Source organism: Streptomyces anulatus, from assembly GCF_014650675.1.
Taxonomy (GTDB): domain Bacteria; phylum Actinomycetota; class Actinomycetes; order Streptomycetales; family Streptomycetaceae; genus Streptomyces; species Streptomyces anulatus.
The window spans coordinates 1-15,618 of sequence record NZ_BMVK01000018.1; the positions used below are offsets into that span (position 1 = coordinate 1).

The 15,618-nt window shown below is 73.5% G+C and carries 15 protein-coding genes; 8 read left to right on the forward strand and 7 right to left on the reverse strand.

Going from position 1 to position 15,618, the window contains the following annotated elements; translation table 11 throughout:
* Positions 1-152 precede the first annotated feature (152 nt).
* Positions 153-1,451, forward strand: a complete 1,299-nt coding sequence (locus IE272_RS31620) for a DUF6986 family protein (protein ID WP_190009201.1) — start codon at positions 153-155, stop codon at positions 1,449-1,451.
* 7 nt (positions 1,452-1,458) lie between these two features.
* On the opposite strand, the gene IE272_RS31625 is transcribed toward IE272_RS31620, so the two are convergent.
* Positions 1,459-2,415, reverse strand: coding sequence for an NHL repeat-containing protein (locus IE272_RS31625; protein ID WP_229897864.1), 957 nt, complete (start codon positions 2,413-2,415; stop codon positions 1,459-1,461).
* Between the two features lie 339 nt (positions 2,416-2,754).
* Entirely contained in the window at positions 2,755-3,303 is a 549-nt protein-coding gene (locus IE272_RS31630) for a CGNR zinc finger domain-containing protein (RefSeq protein WP_190009203.1), read from the reverse strand.
* A 100-nt stretch (positions 3,304-3,403) separates the two neighbouring features.
* Between IE272_RS31630 and IE272_RS31635 the strand changes: the two genes are divergently transcribed.
* Complete coding sequence (locus IE272_RS31635; RefSeq protein WP_190009204.1) at positions 3,404-4,243, forward strand: alpha/beta fold hydrolase; 840 nt, start codon at positions 3,404-3,406, stop codon at positions 4,241-4,243.
* A gap of 136 nt (positions 4,244-4,379) precedes the next feature.
* On the opposite strand, the gene IE272_RS31640 is transcribed toward IE272_RS31635, so the two are convergent.
* Entirely contained in the window at positions 4,380-5,408 is a 1,029-nt protein-coding gene (locus IE272_RS31640) for a LacI family DNA-binding transcriptional regulator (RefSeq protein ID WP_098892843.1), read from the reverse strand.
* 206 nt (positions 5,409-5,614) lie between these two features.
* Between IE272_RS31640 and IE272_RS31645 the strand changes: the two genes are divergently transcribed.
* Positions 5,615-6,544 carry an ROK family protein gene (locus IE272_RS31645; RefSeq protein WP_069756573.1) on the forward strand — a complete coding sequence of 310 codons (930 nt, stop codon included), beginning with the start codon at positions 5,615-5,617 and terminating at the stop codon, positions 6,542-6,544.
* Positions 6,545-6,738: 194 nt separating this feature from the next.
* Positions 6,739-7,776, forward strand: coding sequence for an NUDIX domain-containing protein (locus tag IE272_RS31650; protein WP_190009206.1), 1,038 nt, complete (start codon positions 6,739-6,741; stop codon positions 7,774-7,776).
* Between the two features lie 9 nt (positions 7,777-7,785).
* Here IE272_RS31650 and IE272_RS31655 read toward each other — a convergent pair whose 3' ends face one another.
* Together IE272_RS31655 and IE272_RS31660 are read right to left on the reverse strand one after the other, a co-directional pair.
* Positions 7,786-8,472: an MBL fold metallo-hydrolase gene (locus IE272_RS31655; RefSeq protein ID WP_190009208.1), complete on the reverse strand. Its 687-nt coding sequence runs from the start codon at positions 8,470-8,472 to the stop codon at positions 7,786-7,788.
* 112 nt (positions 8,473-8,584) lie between these two features.
* Positions 8,585-9,949 carry a dipeptidase gene (locus tag IE272_RS31660; protein WP_190009209.1) on the reverse strand — a complete coding sequence of 455 codons (1,365 nt, stop codon included), beginning with the start codon at positions 9,947-9,949 and terminating at the stop codon, positions 8,585-8,587.
* A gap of 195 nt (positions 9,950-10,144) precedes the next feature.
* Here IE272_RS31660 and IE272_RS31665 point away from each other — a divergent pair, with 195 nt between their 5' ends.
* Positions 10,145-11,359 carry a geranylgeranyl reductase family protein gene (locus tag IE272_RS31665; protein ID WP_007459550.1) on the forward strand — a complete coding sequence of 405 codons (1,215 nt, stop codon included), beginning with the start codon at positions 10,145-10,147 and terminating at the stop codon, positions 11,357-11,359.
* Positions 11,360-11,435: 76 nt separating this feature from the next.
* On the opposite strand, the gene IE272_RS31670 is transcribed toward IE272_RS31665, so the two are convergent.
* Positions 11,436-11,891, reverse strand: coding sequence for a nitroreductase family deazaflavin-dependent oxidoreductase (locus IE272_RS31670; RefSeq protein WP_057661219.1), 456 nt, complete (start codon positions 11,889-11,891; stop codon positions 11,436-11,438).
* A 127-nt stretch (positions 11,892-12,018) separates the two neighbouring features.
* Here IE272_RS31670 and IE272_RS31675 point away from each other — a divergent pair, with 127 nt between their 5' ends.
* The 3 genes from IE272_RS31675 to IE272_RS31685 all read left to right on the forward strand — a co-directional run bounded on the left by IE272_RS31675 (position 12,019) and on the right by IE272_RS31685 (position 14,787).
* Complete coding sequence (locus IE272_RS31675; protein WP_050357414.1) at positions 12,019-12,720, forward strand: TetR/AcrR family transcriptional regulator; 702 nt, start codon at positions 12,019-12,021, stop codon at positions 12,718-12,720.
* A 97-nt stretch (positions 12,721-12,817) separates the two neighbouring features.
* Entirely contained in the window at positions 12,818-14,125 is a 1,308-nt protein-coding gene (locus tag IE272_RS31680; protein WP_057668096.1) for a sensor histidine kinase, read from the forward strand.
* Positions 14,122-14,787 (forward strand): response regulator, encoded by a 666-nt coding sequence (locus IE272_RS31685; RefSeq protein WP_050357413.1) that lies wholly within the window; start codon positions 14,122-14,124, stop codon positions 14,785-14,787. Before IE272_RS31680 ends, IE272_RS31685 begins: the two co-directional genes overlap by 4 nt.
* 36 nt (positions 14,788-14,823) lie before the next feature.
* On the opposite strand, the gene IE272_RS31690 is transcribed toward IE272_RS31685, so the two are convergent.
* A complete protein-coding gene (locus IE272_RS31690; protein WP_050357412.1) occupies positions 14,824-15,579 on the reverse strand; it encodes a maleylpyruvate isomerase family mycothiol-dependent enzyme in 756 nt (251 codons plus the stop codon).
* Positions 15,580-15,618 lie beyond the last annotated feature (39 nt).

The window sequence follows — 15,618 nt, forward strand, 5'->3', positions numbered from 1 at the left end:
ACACCCCCGCCCCGGGCCGCACGGTGAACCCCACCGCGCGGCCCGCGGCCGTTCCGGGCGACCATTGACGCAGGTCGAGCGGCCTTATAACTTCACTATACGGATTGTTGATTCCGGGAAGCGGAAACAGCGAGAGCGTGGAGGGTATGGTCATGGGTCAGCAGGAGAAGGTGGCAACGAGCCTCGCCGGTGCGGTCAGCGAGGAGATCAGTGCCTCCCTCACGGCGGTCGACGCGGAACTCGCCCGCCGCTACCCGGGCGATCCCGGCACCCGCCAGCCCGTGCACACCGTCTACGTACCGGGTGACGTCTTCGAGCCCGGCACCCTGCGCTCCTGGGGCGACCAGGCGCTGGCCGCCCTCGACGAACACGCCCCCGACGCCGCGTCGTTCGCCGCGGTCCTCGGCATCCCCGAGGAGTTGGCGGGCCCGGTCCACGACCGCGTACGCGCCAAGCTGGAGCGCGAGCCCGTCGAGGATCTGCGCATCGACTTCGAGGACGGCTACGGCCCCCGCCCGGGCGCCGAGGAGGACGAGGCCGCCGCCCGCGCCGCCCGGCTGGTCTCGGAGGCGTACGCGAACGGCACCGCGGCCCCCTACATGGGCATCCGGATGAAGTGCATGGAGGCCGGCGTCCGTGACCGGGGCATCCGCACCACGGACGTCTTCCTCAGCGGGCTGATGGCGGCCGGCGGTCTGCCCGAAGGGCTCGTGCTGACCCTCCCGAAGGTCACGTACCCTGAGCAGGTCACCGCCTTCGTCCAGCTCCTGGAGGCCTTCGAGAAGGCGCACGGCCTCGACGCCGGACGCATCGGCTTCGAGATCCAGATCGAGACCAGCCAGTCGATCCTCGCCGCCGACGGGACCGCTGCCGTGGCCCGCATGATCGACGCCGCGCGGGGCCGGGCGACCGGACTGCACTACGGCACCTTCGACTACAGCGCCTGCGTCGGGGTCAGCGCCGCCTACCAGGCCAGCGACCACCCGGCCGCCGACCACGCCAAGGCCGTCATGCAGGTCGCCGCCGCCGGCACCGGCGTACGCGTCTCCGACGGCTCGACCAACGTCCTGCCCGTCGGCCCGACCGACCAGGTCCACGAAGCCTGGCGGCTCCACTACGGCCTCACCCGCCGCGCTCTCGCCCGTGCGTACTACCAGGGCTGGGACATGCACCCCGGCCACCTGCCGACGCGCTACGCGGCCGTCTACGCCTTCTACCGGGAGGGCCTGGAGCCGGCCGCCGCCCGGCTCGCCGCCTATGTGGCCAAGGCCGGCGGCGACGTCATGGACGAGCCCGCCACCGCCAAGGCCCTCAGCGGCTACCTGCTGCGCGGCATCGACTGCGGCGCGCTGGACACCGCCGAGGTGGCCCGGCTGACCGGTCTGACCCGCGAAGACCTGGAGGCCTTCGCCTCGCCGCGCCGGGGCGACCTGACGGTCACGGCTCCGTAAGGGGGCGTCAGTAGCCCTCGCGCCCCGGCGGAACGGCCAGTCCCGCCGGGGTGTGCAGACCGGTGACGGGCACCGTCCGCTGGCCGCCGCGCACCGGCACCTCCACCACCCGGTCGTTGTTGAAGTCCGCGATGTACAGCGCGCCCGCCGGGCCGAAGGCCAGGCCGTACGGGGAGTTGAGCCCGGTCGCCGGGACGACCCGCTGCGGCCCGCCGTCCGCAGGCAGCCGCAGCACCCGGTCGTTGCCGCTGTCGGAGACGAACAGGTCCCCCCGTCGGTCGAAGGCGAGTCCGGTCGGCTGGGAGAGCCCGGTGAAGGGCACGGTCGTCTGCGGGCCGCCGTCCGCCGGGACCTTCACCACCCGGTCGTTGACGAAGTCGGCCACGTAGAGGTCGCCCGCGCCGTCCAGGGCGAGCCCGTTGGGGTGGAGCAGCCCGTCGGCGGGGACGGTGACCTGACCGCTGCCGTCGGCGGGGATCTTCACCACCCGGTCGTTGAAGCTGTCGGCGATGTAGAGGTCGCCGTCCGCGTTCAGTGCCAGCCCGATGGGGCGGGAGAGGCCGGTGGCCGGGACGACGGTCTGCGGGCCTCCGTCGCCGGGCACCACGACGACCCGGTTGTTGCCGGTGTCGGCGATGTACAGGTCGCCCGAGGGGTCGAGCGCCATTCCGGTCGGGCGGGCCAGACCGCTCGCCGCCACCGTGGCCGGGGCACCGCCGGGCGGCAGCCGCAGCACGACGTTGTCGGCGTAGTCGGAGATGTACAGGGGTGCTCCGCCGTGCGCCGGCGGGCGCCCCTCCGCCGTGCCGGGTGCGGCGGCGGCGATCGGGGCCGCGCACAACAGCAGCGCCGCCGCCATCGCCGCGGGCCGCCAACGGGGCCTCCTGCGGACCGGCTTCGGGGCATCCGCCCCCGGCCCGTCGGAATCCACGGACACCGACGGGGCTGTTACGGGATGGCTCATGAGGTACGCACCTGTTCTGGACGCCCTGCCCGCTGCCGTACCGGCCCGGGAAGGGAGAGGGAGGGGGAGGGGAGGTGGTTCCCCGCGGTGCCGAGGGCGGGCTGAACGGGGGGCGCCACGGAGGCGACGGCCCGGAGCCCGGGATCGTTCGCCCGGCCCCCAGGAGCGTGCCGTACGCGCCCGGGGCCGTCAGCGGCCGACGTTAGGAACCGTCCCCTCCGATCCTGTGGCACCACGCCCCCGACGGGCAGGGCGGCCACCCCAACGGCCCCTGGAGGCGCCGCCGGGGTTCGGTCGGCGCCGGCTCCGCCGGAGCCCCGGAGCCCTCACGGGGAGGGCTCAGGCGTCCCGGCGTGCGGCCGCCCCGCCGCGGGCGCGGTAGGCGCGCATCTTGTGCCGGGCGCCGCACACGTCCATGTCGCACCAGAGGCCGTTCGACGACGGCGCCCGGTCGTAGAAGACCCAGCGGCATTCCGGTGCCGCGCACGCCTTGAGGCGTGCGGCGTGACGCCCGGTCAGGCCGTGGACCAGGAGGGCTTCGAGCACCGGGCGCACCACCTCACCCACCGCACCGTCGGAGGCGGGCCGCAGCGTGAGCGTGCCGTCGGGGCGCACGGCCGGAGCGCCCGCGACCGAGGCGATGAGCCGATTCAGAGCGTCGACCGCCTCCGGTGAGGTCCGCTCGACCAGAAAGGCCCGCACGGTCTCCCGCGCCTCCGCGAGCGAGGCCAGCCCTCCCGGATCGACCGACGCCGGGAAGCCGTGCGCACCGAGCCATCGGGCCGCCGTCTCCGGCCGGGCGAGGTCGTCCTCGTCGTGGAGGTGGGTGGCCGTGTTGCAGAAGTCCTCGACCAGTTCGAGCTCCGCGGGCGCAGGGTTCCGTCGCATGATCACCACTTTATCAAGGTTACCGACAATGCGCCTTAGCTGGTAACGTCGATGGTCCGGCGGGTTCCGCCCCGCCCAACCGCGCATCAGGAGGCACACCATGAACGGGAAGCTGACCAGGACCTTCGAGACTCCGGACGGGGCGGTGCGCTGGGACGTGCTGGGGGAGGGGGAGCCGGTGGTCCTGCTGCACGGCACCCCGTTCTCCTCGCTCATCTGGCGCGACATCGCCCCGGCGCTCGCCCGCGATCACCGCGTCCACCTCTGGGACCTGCTCGGGTTCGGACAGTCGGAGCAGCGCGACGGGCAGGACGTCGGCCCGGCGGCGCAGGCGAAGGTGTTCACCCGGCTCCTGGAACACTGGGGGCTGGAGCGCCCGCGCGTGATCGCCCACGACATCGGCGGGGCCGTGGCCCTGCGGGCACTGCTCCTGCACGGTGCGCGGTACGCGGACCTCACCCTGGTGGACGCGGTGGCCTGCGGGGAGTGGGGCACCGGGTTCTTCCGGCTCGTCAGGGAGAACGCGCACCTCTTCGAGCAACTCCCCGACTACGCCCACGAGGCGCTGGTCGAGAGTCATCTGCGCCATGCCACGTACACCGGCTACCGCCCGGACGTCCTGTCCGCCCATGTCGATCCGTGGCGCGGCGAGCGCGGCCGGGCCGCGTACTACCGCCAGTACCGGCAGGCCGAACAGGCCGCGACCGATGAGTTCCAGCACCTGCTGGGGGACGTCCAGGTGCCGACCCGGATCATCTGGGGGCGCGAGGACCGCTTCCTGCCGGCGCCCTTCGCCGAGCGGTTGCACGCGCTGATCCCGCACTCCGAACTGCACTGGATCGAGGGCGCGGGCCACACGGTGCAGGAGGACGCCCCGGCGCAACTGCTGGCCCTGCTGACCCGGGACTTCCGCCCGGCCGACGCCGGGGTCGGAGCCTGACCGCACTCCGACGGGCGGCGCCCGGCGCACGGCCCCACGGTCTCGTGGCGCACGGCCCCACGGCCTCGTGCGGCGGCGGCCCCGGTCACCGGGGCCTGCCGCCCCGTGCCCTCGTGCGGGCCGCGCCCGACAGGCCTCAGGCGGGGGGCAGTTCGCCCGAGCCGCGGGGGATCAGCGTCGTCGGCAGTTCCACCCGTGCCGTGGCGTGGTCCGCCCCGTCGAGGCGGCGGAAGAGGTGTTCGGCGGCGGTCCTGCCGACCGCCGCCGCGTCCTGCGAGATCACGGTGATGCCGAGCAGGTCGGCCAGCTCGATGTCGTCGAACCCGACCAGCGCCACCGGCCGCTCCCGCTCCGCGATCACCCGGACCGCCGTCACCGTCACCCGGTTGTTGCCCGCGAACAGGGCGGTGACCGGCTCGGGTCCGGAGAGCATCTCCTCGGCGGCGGCCCGCACCCGCTCCGGCTCGGTGGAGCCGAGGGAGACCCAGCCGTCCTCGACGGTGATGCCCGCCTCCCGCAGGGCGGTGTGGTAGCCGCGCAGCCGCTCGGTGGCCGTGTGGATCCGCGGCTGGTCGCCGATGAACCCGATCCTGCGGTGACCGTGCGCGATGAGGTGCGCCACTCCCTCCCTGGCCCCGCCGAAGCTGTCGGAGAGCACCATGTCGACGTCCACGTGGCCCGCCGGGCGGTCCACGAAGACCGTGGCGATGCCCGCCTTGATCTCCGGCTCCAGATAGCGGTGGTCGTCGCCCGCCGGGATCACGATCAGACCGTCCACCCGGCGGGCGCACAGCGCCAGCACCAACTCCTGCTCCCGCTCCGGATCCTCGGCACTGGAACCGTTGATCAGCAGCGCGCCGTGCGCGCGGGCGACCTCCTCCACCGCGCGGCTCAGCGGACCGTAGAACGGGTCCGCCAGATCCTCCAGGACCAGTCCGATGGATGCCGTACGCCCCTTGCGCAGCACACGGGCGCTGTCGTTGCGGCGGAAACCGAGCGCGTCGATCGCCTCCTGCACGCGGCGCTCGGTGTCGGGCGTGACGCCGGGCTCGCTGTTCACCACCCGGGAGACCGTCTTCAGGCCGACTCCGGCGCGGGCCGCCACGTCCTTCATGGTCGGCCGGTTGCCGTAGCGGGTCTCGGAATGACGGGCGGTCCGGTCCACGTGCGCTGTCCTGTCGTCGGATTACGGGCGGGGCTGCGGTGCTCCGGCGCTGCCGAGCGAGGCCGGGCGGGGCGTCGCGGGGGTGATCGGAGGCTGTGGCGTCGAGCATAGGCCCTGGACAACGTTGTCAACAGAATGGAGACTGTGCAGACTGTGGACGGAACCCGCAGGTCCCGCCCCTTCACCGATCCGGAGAGCCCACACCGATGCATACCGACCTCGTCGCCGCGCTCGACATCGGCGGCACCAAGATCGCCGGAGCGCTGGTGGACGGCGACGGATCGCTGTCCGTACGGGCGCAGCGGCCGACGCCCGCCCGGGAGGGCGCCGAGGCGGTCATGGGCGCCGTGGACGAGGTGCTGGGCGAGCTGATGGCCTCGCCGCTGTGGGGTCGCGCCGGTTCCGTGGGCATCGGCAGCGCCGGTCCGGTGGATGCCGCCGCCGGTACGGTCAGCCCGGTCAACGTCCCCGGCTGGCGGGACTTCCCGCTGGTCGAGCGGGTGCACAAGACGGTGGGCGGGCTGTCGGTCGCGCTGGTCGGCGACGGGGTCGCGATGACGGCGGCCGAGCACTGGCTCGGTGCGGCCCGGGGCTACGACAACGCGCTGTGCCTCGTCGTGTCGACGGGCGTCGGTGGCGGCCTGGTCCTCGGCGGCACCCTGCGGCCCGGCCCCTCGGGCAACGCCGGCCACATCGGCCACATCAGCGTCGACCTGGACGGCGACCCGTGCCCCTGCGGTGCGCGCGGCTGCGTCGAAGGCATCGCCAGCGGTCCCAACATCGCCCGCCGCGCGCTGGAGAACGGCTGGCGGCCCGGCCCGGACGGCGACGCGACGGCCGCCGCGGTGGCCGTCGCCGCCCGCGCCGGGGACCCGGTCGCCATCGCCTCCTACGAGCGTGCCGCCCAGGCGCTGGCAGCGGGTATCGCCGCCACCGCCACCCTGGCGGACCTCGACATCGCGGTGGTGGGCGGAGGAGTGGCCGGGGCCGGCGACGTGCTCTTCGTGCCGCTGCGCCGCAGCCTGCGCGACTACGCCACGCTCTCCTACCTCCGGCGGCTGACCGTGGCGCCCGCCGTGATGGGCACCGACGCGGGTCTGGTCGGGGCAGCGGCGGCGGCCATCGCGCTCCGCTAGGACGGGTTTCGCAACACCCTCTCGACCCTGTCGTCGACAGCTTCCAGGGAGCGCCCGGTTCGTCAGGCCGGGCGCCCCCTGGGCCACGCTTCGCGCACCGGACGGCCGCATCCGGTCAACGCCGTCGCCGCCGCGGGGTTTCCGCGGCAGGGTGTTGCGGGCAAGCCACAGGGGGCTACGGAAGAGGGGGAACCGTGATCGTCTGGATCAACGGTGCGTTCAGTGCGGGCAAGACCAGCGCCGCGGGCGAACTGATCGATCTGATCCCGAACAGCACGCTGTACGACCCGGAGATCACCGGAGCGGGGCTGCGCAGTCTGCTGCCGCAGAAGAGGCTCGCCGAGGTCACCGACTTCCAGGACCTGCCGATCTGGCGGCGGCTCGTGGTGGACACCGCGGCGGCGCTGCTCGCCGAGACGCCCGGGGTGCTGGTGGTGCCGATGACTCTGCTGCGGCAGGAGTACCGCGACGAGATCTTCGGAGGGCTCGCCTCCCGGCGCATTCCCGTACGGCATGTGGCGCTCTCACCTGAGGAAACGATCCTGCGCAGCCGGATCGCGGGCCGCGAGGAGTTTCCCGGCGACGAGGAGCAGAGCGAGCGGGTGCGCCGGTGGGCGTACGAGCACATCGCGCCGTACCGCGACGCCCTCGGCTGGATCATCGAGGACGCGCATGTGATCGACAACAGCGCCCTCACACCCCGTGGGACCGCCGAGCGGATCGCGGACGCCGTGCGCACCGGGAACGCCGCGCCGTGCCCGATCGTCCAGAGCCCCGAGCCGACCGCCGAGACGGTGGCCGCCGGGGTGCTGCTCTTCGACGAGCTGGACCGGGTGCTGCTCGTCGACCCCACGTACAAACCGGGGTGGGAGTTCCCCGGCGGGGTCGTGGAGGCGGGCGAGGCTCCCGCGCAGGCCGGGATCCGTGAGGTCGCCGAGGAGATAGGCCTCCGCCTCGACCGGGTTCCCACCCTGCTGCTCGTCGACTGGGAGTCGCCCCGCCCGCCCGGCTACGGCGGGCTGCGCTTCCTCTTCGACGGCGGCCTGTTGCGTTCCGAGGACGCCGGCCGGCTGCTGCTGCCCGGATCCGAGCTGCGCGGGTGGCGCTTCGTCACCGAGGAGGAGGCGGCGGCAATGCTGCCGCCCACCCGGTACGAGCGGCTGCGCTGGGCCCTGCGGGCGCGCGAGCGGTCGACGGTGCTCAACCTGGAGGCGGGGGTGCCGGTGGGCTGAGCGGCGCCCTCACACCGCGTTCGCCGCCGCCTCCATCGCCGCCGCCGCGTTCTCGGTGAGCGGGTCGCCGTGACCGACGCAGACGGTACGGGGCGCGAGCGCGGCCAGCCGCCGGAACGTGGCCGCCGCCTCGGCGCGGTCCACGTTGAACACGCCGAGCATCACCCGCTCCACGGAGGCGACGGCGTCCCCGGTGAACAGCACGCCGTGGAGCGGCAGATGGATGGCGATGGAGCCCGCTGTGTGACCGGGGGCGTGGACCACCCGAGCGCCGTCCCCGAACGGCAGCACCTCGCCGCCGGTCACCTCGCGGTCGACCCGAGTGGGCGGGGCCTCGGGGACCGTCAGCCCGTGCTCCCACAGCGGCAGTTCCCAGTCCAGCAGGTCCGGCTCCGGTACGGGGCGCTCGCCCCGTACCAGCGGGGCGTCCCGTGCGTGGGCGATGATCTCGGCGCCGTACCGGTCCGCCAGCTCCTGCGCGGCCCCGTAGTGGTCGCGGTGGCCGTGGGTGATGACGATGCGCCGGATCCCGGCCGGGTCGGGGCCGAGCGTGCGGATCGCGTCCTCGATCGCGGCGGCCGAATCGATGTCACCCGCGTCGATCAGGGTCAGATCCGACCCGTCGCGCCAGAGATAGGCCTGACCGATCCGGAAGCGGAACATGTGCAGCCGGGGGAGTACTTCGACGAGATCCATGCGGCGAACGTACGCAGCGGCGGACGTCCGCCGCACGGATCTACGCTTCGGGCGACTTCGCCGAGGGCGTAGCGGGGCGCCCCGGGCCTCCCCGAAGGGCGGTCGCGGAAGGTCAGACCTTCTTCGACTCCGCGTAGTTCCGCAGGAACAGCGCCTCGGCGACCGACATTCGCTCCAGCTCCTCGGGCGACACGCTCTCGTTCACCGCGTGGATCTGGGCCTCGGGCTCGCTCAGCCCGATGAGCAGGATCTCCGCCTCCGGGTAGAGGCCCGCCAGCGTGTTGCACAGCGGGATGGAGCCGCCCATCCCGGAGGACTGCATCTCCTGGCCCGGGTAGGCGTCGCGCATCGCGTCCGCCATCGCCGTGTACGCCGGGCTGGTCATGTCCGCGCGGAACGGCTGGCCCTGGCCCACCTGTTCCACCCGCACCCGCGCGCCCCACGGGGCGCGGGACTCCAGGTGGGCGGTGAGCAGCTTCGTCGCCTCGGCGGCGTCCTGGCCCGGCGGCACCCGCAGGCTGATCTGCGCCCGCGCGCTCGCCTGCACGGACGGTGTCGCGCCGACGACCGGCGGGCAGTCGATGCCGATGACGGTGACGGCGGGACGGGCCCAGATCCGGTCCGCGACCGTGCCCGTGCCGATCAGCTCCACCCCGTCCAGCACCTTGGCGTCCTGCCGGAACTCCGCCTCCGGGTACTGGATCCCGTCCCAGTCGGCGTCGCCCGTCAGACCGTCGACCGTGGTCGTCCCGTCCTCGGCGCGCAGCGAGGCCAGCAGCTGGATCATCGCGGCCAGCGCGTCCGGGGCCGCGCCGCCGAACTGCCCCGAGTGGAGGTTCCCTTCGAGGGTGTCCAACTGCACGCGCAGCATCGTCATCCCGCGCAGCGTCGCCGTGACCGTCGGCAGCCCGACCCGGAAGTTCCCGGTGTCGCCGATGACGATGGTGTCGGCCGCGAGCAGCTCCGGGTGCGCCTCCGCGTACCGCTCCAGACCGCCGGTGCCCTGCTCCTCGGAGCCCTCGGCGATCACCTTCACCGAGACCGGTACGCCGCCGTTCGCCTTGAGGGCGCGCAGCGCGAGCAGGTGCATGATGAACCCGCCCTTGCAGTCGGCCGCGCCCCGGCCGAACCAGCGGCCGTCGCGCTCGGTGAGCTCGAACGGCGGGGAGATCCACGCCGACTCGTCCAGCGGCGGCTGCACGTCGTAGTGCGCGTAGAGCAGTACGGTCGGCGCGTCGGCCGGACCGGGCAGGAACCCGTAGACGGACTGCGTCCCGTCGGGGGTGTCCAGCAGGGCGACGTCCGTGAACTCCTCGGCGCGCAGCGCGTCGGCGACCCAGTTCGCCGCGCCCTCGCACTCGCTCCTCGGGAACACCGCCGGGTCCGCCACCGACTGGAACGCCACCAGCTCGGCCAGTTCCTCCCGGGCGCGGGGCAACAGCGAGGCGACGGTCTCGGGAATCGGACGGGCGGTCATGGGCACGCTCCTCATGGGTGCGACGTTATGGGTAGGGCGCGGTATGTACGCGTCCGTGTGCGACGCCGTCGGTGAGGCGACGCATGTACGACGAAATCATGGCCGATCCTCCCACAGGAGGGCTTGGCCGGAACGCGCCGTAGGATGCCGTGAGCAGCTTGGGGCCACTGGTCGGATCAGGAGCAGAAGCACATCGTGAGCAGCGAGAACGCAGACGCCGGACGTGAGCCGGAAGAGTCGTCCGTGTGGGATGTCGTCGTGGTCGGCGCCGGACCGGCCGGCGCATCGGCGGCGTACGCGGCAGCCGTGGCGGGCCGGAGAGTCCTGCTGCTGGAGAAAGCGGAACTGCCGCGCTACAAGACCTGCGGCGGGGGAATCATCGGATTCTCGCGGGACTCCCTGCCGCCGGGGTTCGAACTGCCCCTGAAGGACCGCATCCACGCGGTCACCTTCTCGCTCAACGGCAAGCTGTCGCGCACCCGTCGCTCCCGTCGCATGCTCTTCGGGCTCATCAACCGCCCGGAGTTCGACGCCGGTCTGGTCGAGGAGGCGCAGAAGGCCGGGGCCGACCTGCGCACCGGGGCATCGGTGGTGCGGGTCGAGCAGCACGGTCCCGCCGTGCCCGACCGGCGGACGGTCGCCGTGGTGCTGGCCGGTGGCGAGACGGTGCTCGCGCGGGCGGTCGTCGGCGCGGACGGCAGCGCGGGCCGGATAGGAGCCCATGTCGGGGTGAAGCTCGATCAGGTCGACCTCGGCCTGGAGGCGGAGATCCCGGTCCCGGCCACCGTCGCGGAGGACTGGGCGGGCCGGGTGCTCATCGACTGGGGCCCGATGCCGGGCAGTTACGGCTGGGTGTTCCCCAAGGGCGACACCCTCACCGTGGGCGTCATCTCGGCGCGCGGCGACGGCGCGGGCACCAAGCGGTATCTGGAGGACTTCATCGCCCGCCTCGGCCTCGCCGGGTTCGAGCCGGCCGTCTCCTCGGGCCACCTCACCCGCTGCCGCAGCGACGACTCGCCGCTCTCCCGCGGCCGGGTCGTGGTCTGCGGGGACGCGGCCGGGCTGCTGGAGCCGTGGACCCGCGAGGGCATCTCCTTCGCGCTGCGCTCGGGCCGGCTCGCGGGGGAGTGGGCGGTCAGGATCGCCGAGTCCCACGACGCGGTGGACGCCCGTCGTCAGGCCCTCAACTACGCCTTCGCCATCAAGGCCGGTCTCGGCGTGGAGATGGGTGTCGGCCGGCGCATGCTCAAGCTGTTCGAACGCCGCCCGGGGGTGCTGCACGCGGTGCTGACCGGCTTCCGCCCGGCATGGAAGGCGTTCGCCGGGATCACCCGGGGGACGACGTCGCTGGCCGAGCTGGTCCGTACGCATCCGCTGGCGCAGCGGGCGCTGTCCGCGATGGACCGCTGAGGACCCCTCACGACCGTGCCTTTCGGGGTGCCGTTCCGCCCGGCCGGGGCGGCGGCGCCCCGACGTCGTACGCGGGTCAGCCCTCGACCGTGATGCGGAAGACCGGGTGGTCCGGGCAGGCCGCCAGCAGTTCGGCGTCGGTGGACTTCGCCGTGATCCCCTGGAAGTACTGGTTGACCTCCCAGCCCCACCGCTCCAGGTAGGCCCGGATGATCCGGGCCTTCTGCGCGTCGTCGGCGATCTCCACGGCGGTGAAGCGGCTGACCTTGCGCCCCAGCCTCAGCTCTCCGCCGCCCGCGACGCGCATGTTGCGCACCCACTGCGAGTGGCCCCGGGCCGAGACGATGTACCGCTCGCCCTCGAAGGCGTGCGTGTTGACCGGGATGCGCTGGAGCTGCCCGCTCCTGCGCCCGCGCACCGACAGCTCGGCGGAGCCCATCAGGCTGATTCCGTGCCGGGCCAGCCATCCGACGATCTTGTTGAGGCGGGCGGCGGAGGCGCTCGCCCGGAGGTAGTACGACTGCTGCGACATGGTGACTCCCGCACTATTGAGAGAGCGGTGCTCTCGCTTGAGATCAGTGTGCACGGACCGAGGCGTCAAAGCAAGAGCACTGCTCTCGTTATTGGTCGGTGCTCCCCATGCGTGGCAGACTGATCGCATGAGCACCATCCGAGGGGCCAGGGAACGCGCCCGCATCGAAGTGACCGCGGCCATCAAGGACGAGGCCAGGAAGCAGCTCGCGGAGGAGGGCGCTGCGAAGCTCTCGCTGCGGGCCGTGGCCCGGGAGCTGGGCATGGTCTCCTCCGCGCTCTACCGCTACTTCCCCAGTCGCGACGACCTGCTCACCGCGCTGATCGTCGACGCGTTCGACGCGATCGGCGCGGTCGCGGAACGGGCGGCGGGGGAGCGGGCGGGGGTGCTCCCGCCCGCCGAACGCTGGATCGCGGTGGCCTGTGCCGTACGGGAGTGGGGGCTCGCCCACCCCCATGAGTACGCCCTCATCTACGGTTCGCCCGTACCCGGCTACATCGCCCCGATGGACACGGTGGGGCCCGCGTCCCGGGTGGGCCTGGTCTTCATCGACATCGTCCGTGCCGCGTTCCGGGCCGAGGACCTCGCCGTGCCCGCCCTCGCCCCGGAGCTGGTTTCCGACGCGGAGCGGATGGCCGCCGAGTTCGCCCCGGGCGTGCCTCCGGCCGCCGTGGCGGCCCTGGTCGCCGCCTGGGCCCAGCTGTTCGGCCTGATCTCCTTCGAGCTGTTCGGCCAGTTCAACCGGGTCGTCGAGGCGCGCGAGCCGCTGTTCCGGCAGGCCGCCGGTGAGCTGGCCCGCTCGGTGGGCCTGCGCGCGGTCGAGCCGTAGGGCCGCCCTTCCCCGGCGCCGTACTCCCCACGGAGTACGGGTGATCACCACGCACGGCGGACGCCTCCGTGCCCGTCCGCCGTCTAGCGTGGCCGCCATGGACGAACAGCAACCGCCGCTCCGGGGCGGCGGTCACCCCTGCGGTTTCCCGGGCCCCCGACATCCCGGACGGCCGGGCCGGCGGGGTGGCCCGCCGGCGTGGCTGTCCGGCGCGCGTTCGCGGACCGCCGCCGGGCTGCCCTGGGTGTCGACGGCCGTCCTCCTGGTGTTCGTCATGGTCGGCTCGGGATTCGCCGAGCACGGGCAGGACCGCCGGCCCCTGGACCCGGCCGCGCGGCTGCTGCTGTTCGTCGCGGTCGGCGTGCTGCTCTTCCGTCATCGCCGCCCCGTGATCGCCGTGGCCACCACCTGCGCGGTGACCCTGGTCTATCTCGCGGCGGGCTATCCGTACGGCCCGGTGTTCGTCGCCGTCGCCGTCGGCTGCTTCAGCGCGATCGTCGCCGGGCACCGGAAGGCCGCCTGGTGGTCGCTGGGCGGGCTGTGGGCCGGGCATGTCCTGGTCTCCCACTGGCTGTACCGATGGCTGCCGCCGGACGGCGACCGGGCCGCGCCCTGGACGCAGGAGGGCTTCATCACCGCGTGGGTCGTGGCCGTCGTGGCCGCCGCCGAACTGCTGCGGGTGCGCCGCGAGCAGTGGGCGGCCGCCCGTGCGGAGCGCGAGGCGGCGGAGCGGCGACGGGCCGATGAGGAACGGCTGCGCATGGCCCGCGAACTCCACGACGTGCTGGCCCACAGCATCTCCGTCATCAACGTGCAGGCCGGGGTCGGACTCGCGCTGCTCGACTCCGACCCGGAACAGGCCCGGTCCGCCCTCACCACGATCAAGGGGGCCAGCAAGGAGGCGCTCGACGAGGTACGTCAGGTGCTCGCCAACCTCCGTACACCGGGCGACGCCCCCACGTCCCCGGCCCCCGGCCTCGACCGGCTGCCCGAACTGGTCGAACAGGCGGGGTCCGCCGGGCTCACCGTCACCGTGGAGAGCGAGGGCGATCCGGCCGCCGTCCCGCCCGGCGCCGGTCTCGCCGCCTTCCGCATCGTCCAGGAGGCCCTGACCAACGTCGTCCGGCACTCCGGCTCCCGTACCGCCGAGGTGCGCATCGGCTACGGCTCCGGGCGGGTCCGGCTCCGTATCGACGACGCGGGACCGGCCACCGGCGGCGACGCGGGCGGCGGCGGCAACGGACTGGTCGGCATGCGGGAGCGGGCCGCCGCCCTCGGTGGCACGATCGAGGCGGGACCCCGCCCGGACGGCGGCTTCCGGGTCCTGGCGGAACTGCCGTTCACCGCACCGGACCGCGACCGACCCCGCCGGAACCCGCCGGAGCCCCCCGAGGAGACACCGTGATCCGCGTGACGCTCGCCGACGACCAACTGCTGGTACGGGCGGGCTTCCGCGCCCTGCTGGACGCGCAGCCGGACATCGAGGTCGCCGGGGAGGCCGCCGACGGCGAGGAGGCGGTCCGCCTGGTGCGCGAACTGCGCCCCGACATCGTGCTGATGGACATCCGCATGCCCCGCCTGGACGGACTGGCCGCCACCCGGCGGATCACCGGCGACCCGGACCTGGACGAGGTGAAGGTGGTCATGCTCACCACTTTCGAACTCGACGAGTACGTCTTCGAGGCCCTCCGCAACGGAGCCTCGGGCTTCCTGGTCAAGGACACCGAGCCGGAGGAACTGCTGCGCGCGGTACGGGCGGTGGTCGGCGGGGACGCGCTGCTCTCACCGGGCGTGACGCGCCGGCTGATCGCGGAGTTCGCGGCCCGCTCCAAGGAACCGACGGCCGCCGCCTCGCTCGCCCGGCTCACCGAACGGGAGCGGGAGGTGATGGCACTGGTCGGCATCGGTCTGTCGAACGAGGAGATCGCCCGCAGACTGGTCGTCAGCCCGCTCACCGCGAAGACCCACGTCAGCCGCACGATGGTCAAGCTCGGGGCCCGCGACCGGGCCCAGCTCGTCGTCCTCGCCTATGAATCGGGGCTGGTGCGCCCCGGCTGGCTCGGCTGAGCCGGGGCGCACCGGACCGCCAGGGGCCGTCGGTGCTCACCCGGTGACGGCGGAGTTGTCCGTCCAGATCCGGGCCACCGAGCGGTCGCCGCGCAGGGTGACGGCCGTGAGCGGCAGCCGGTTCCAGAGGGTGAGATAGAGACCCTCGGCCGTACCGCTCAGCTCGCAGTCGACGTCGTCGCCCGGCTCGGTCCCGGCCTCCGACCGCACGGTCCGGGGCGGATCCTGGGAGATCCGGACCGTCCAGGTCGCCTCCGTGTCCAGGGCCCGTACCCGCAGCACCCGGGGCTTCTTCGAGCGCACCTTGCTCTTGGGCCGGGCGTGGAACCCGATGAGGAGTTCGTCGATGCCGTCGACCGCCCGGTCCGCGGACACCGGGGTCGGCGGAGTGCCGAGCGCGGACTCGGCGTCCACGCGGTGCACGGTCGTCTCGTGGAGCTGGCGGCGGGACCAGAACGCCAGGGGCGAGGGGGCCGGCATGAAGGTCCAGCAGTCCAGGTCGGCGGGGGCTTCCTCCAGGGTCCCCACCAGATGGCGGTGTCCCTCGCTGAACCAGTCGAGGAGTTCGGCGCCGTCCAGGGCGGGTTCGGTACCGGCCGGCTGGTAGGTGGTGTGACCCTCGGCGACGAGCGCCGCCGCCCATCGGTGCACCATGCCGGTGTGGCGCAGCAGATGGCGTATCTGCCAGCCGGGGCAGGTCGGGACCGACGCCCCCGTTCCGGCCCGCTCGGCGGCGGCCGCGAGCAGCCGCCCTTCCTCGGACAACGACGCGATGTGCTCGGCGATCTGCATGGCGGCGATTGTGCCAGGCGCGCGCGACCCGCCCCGGGC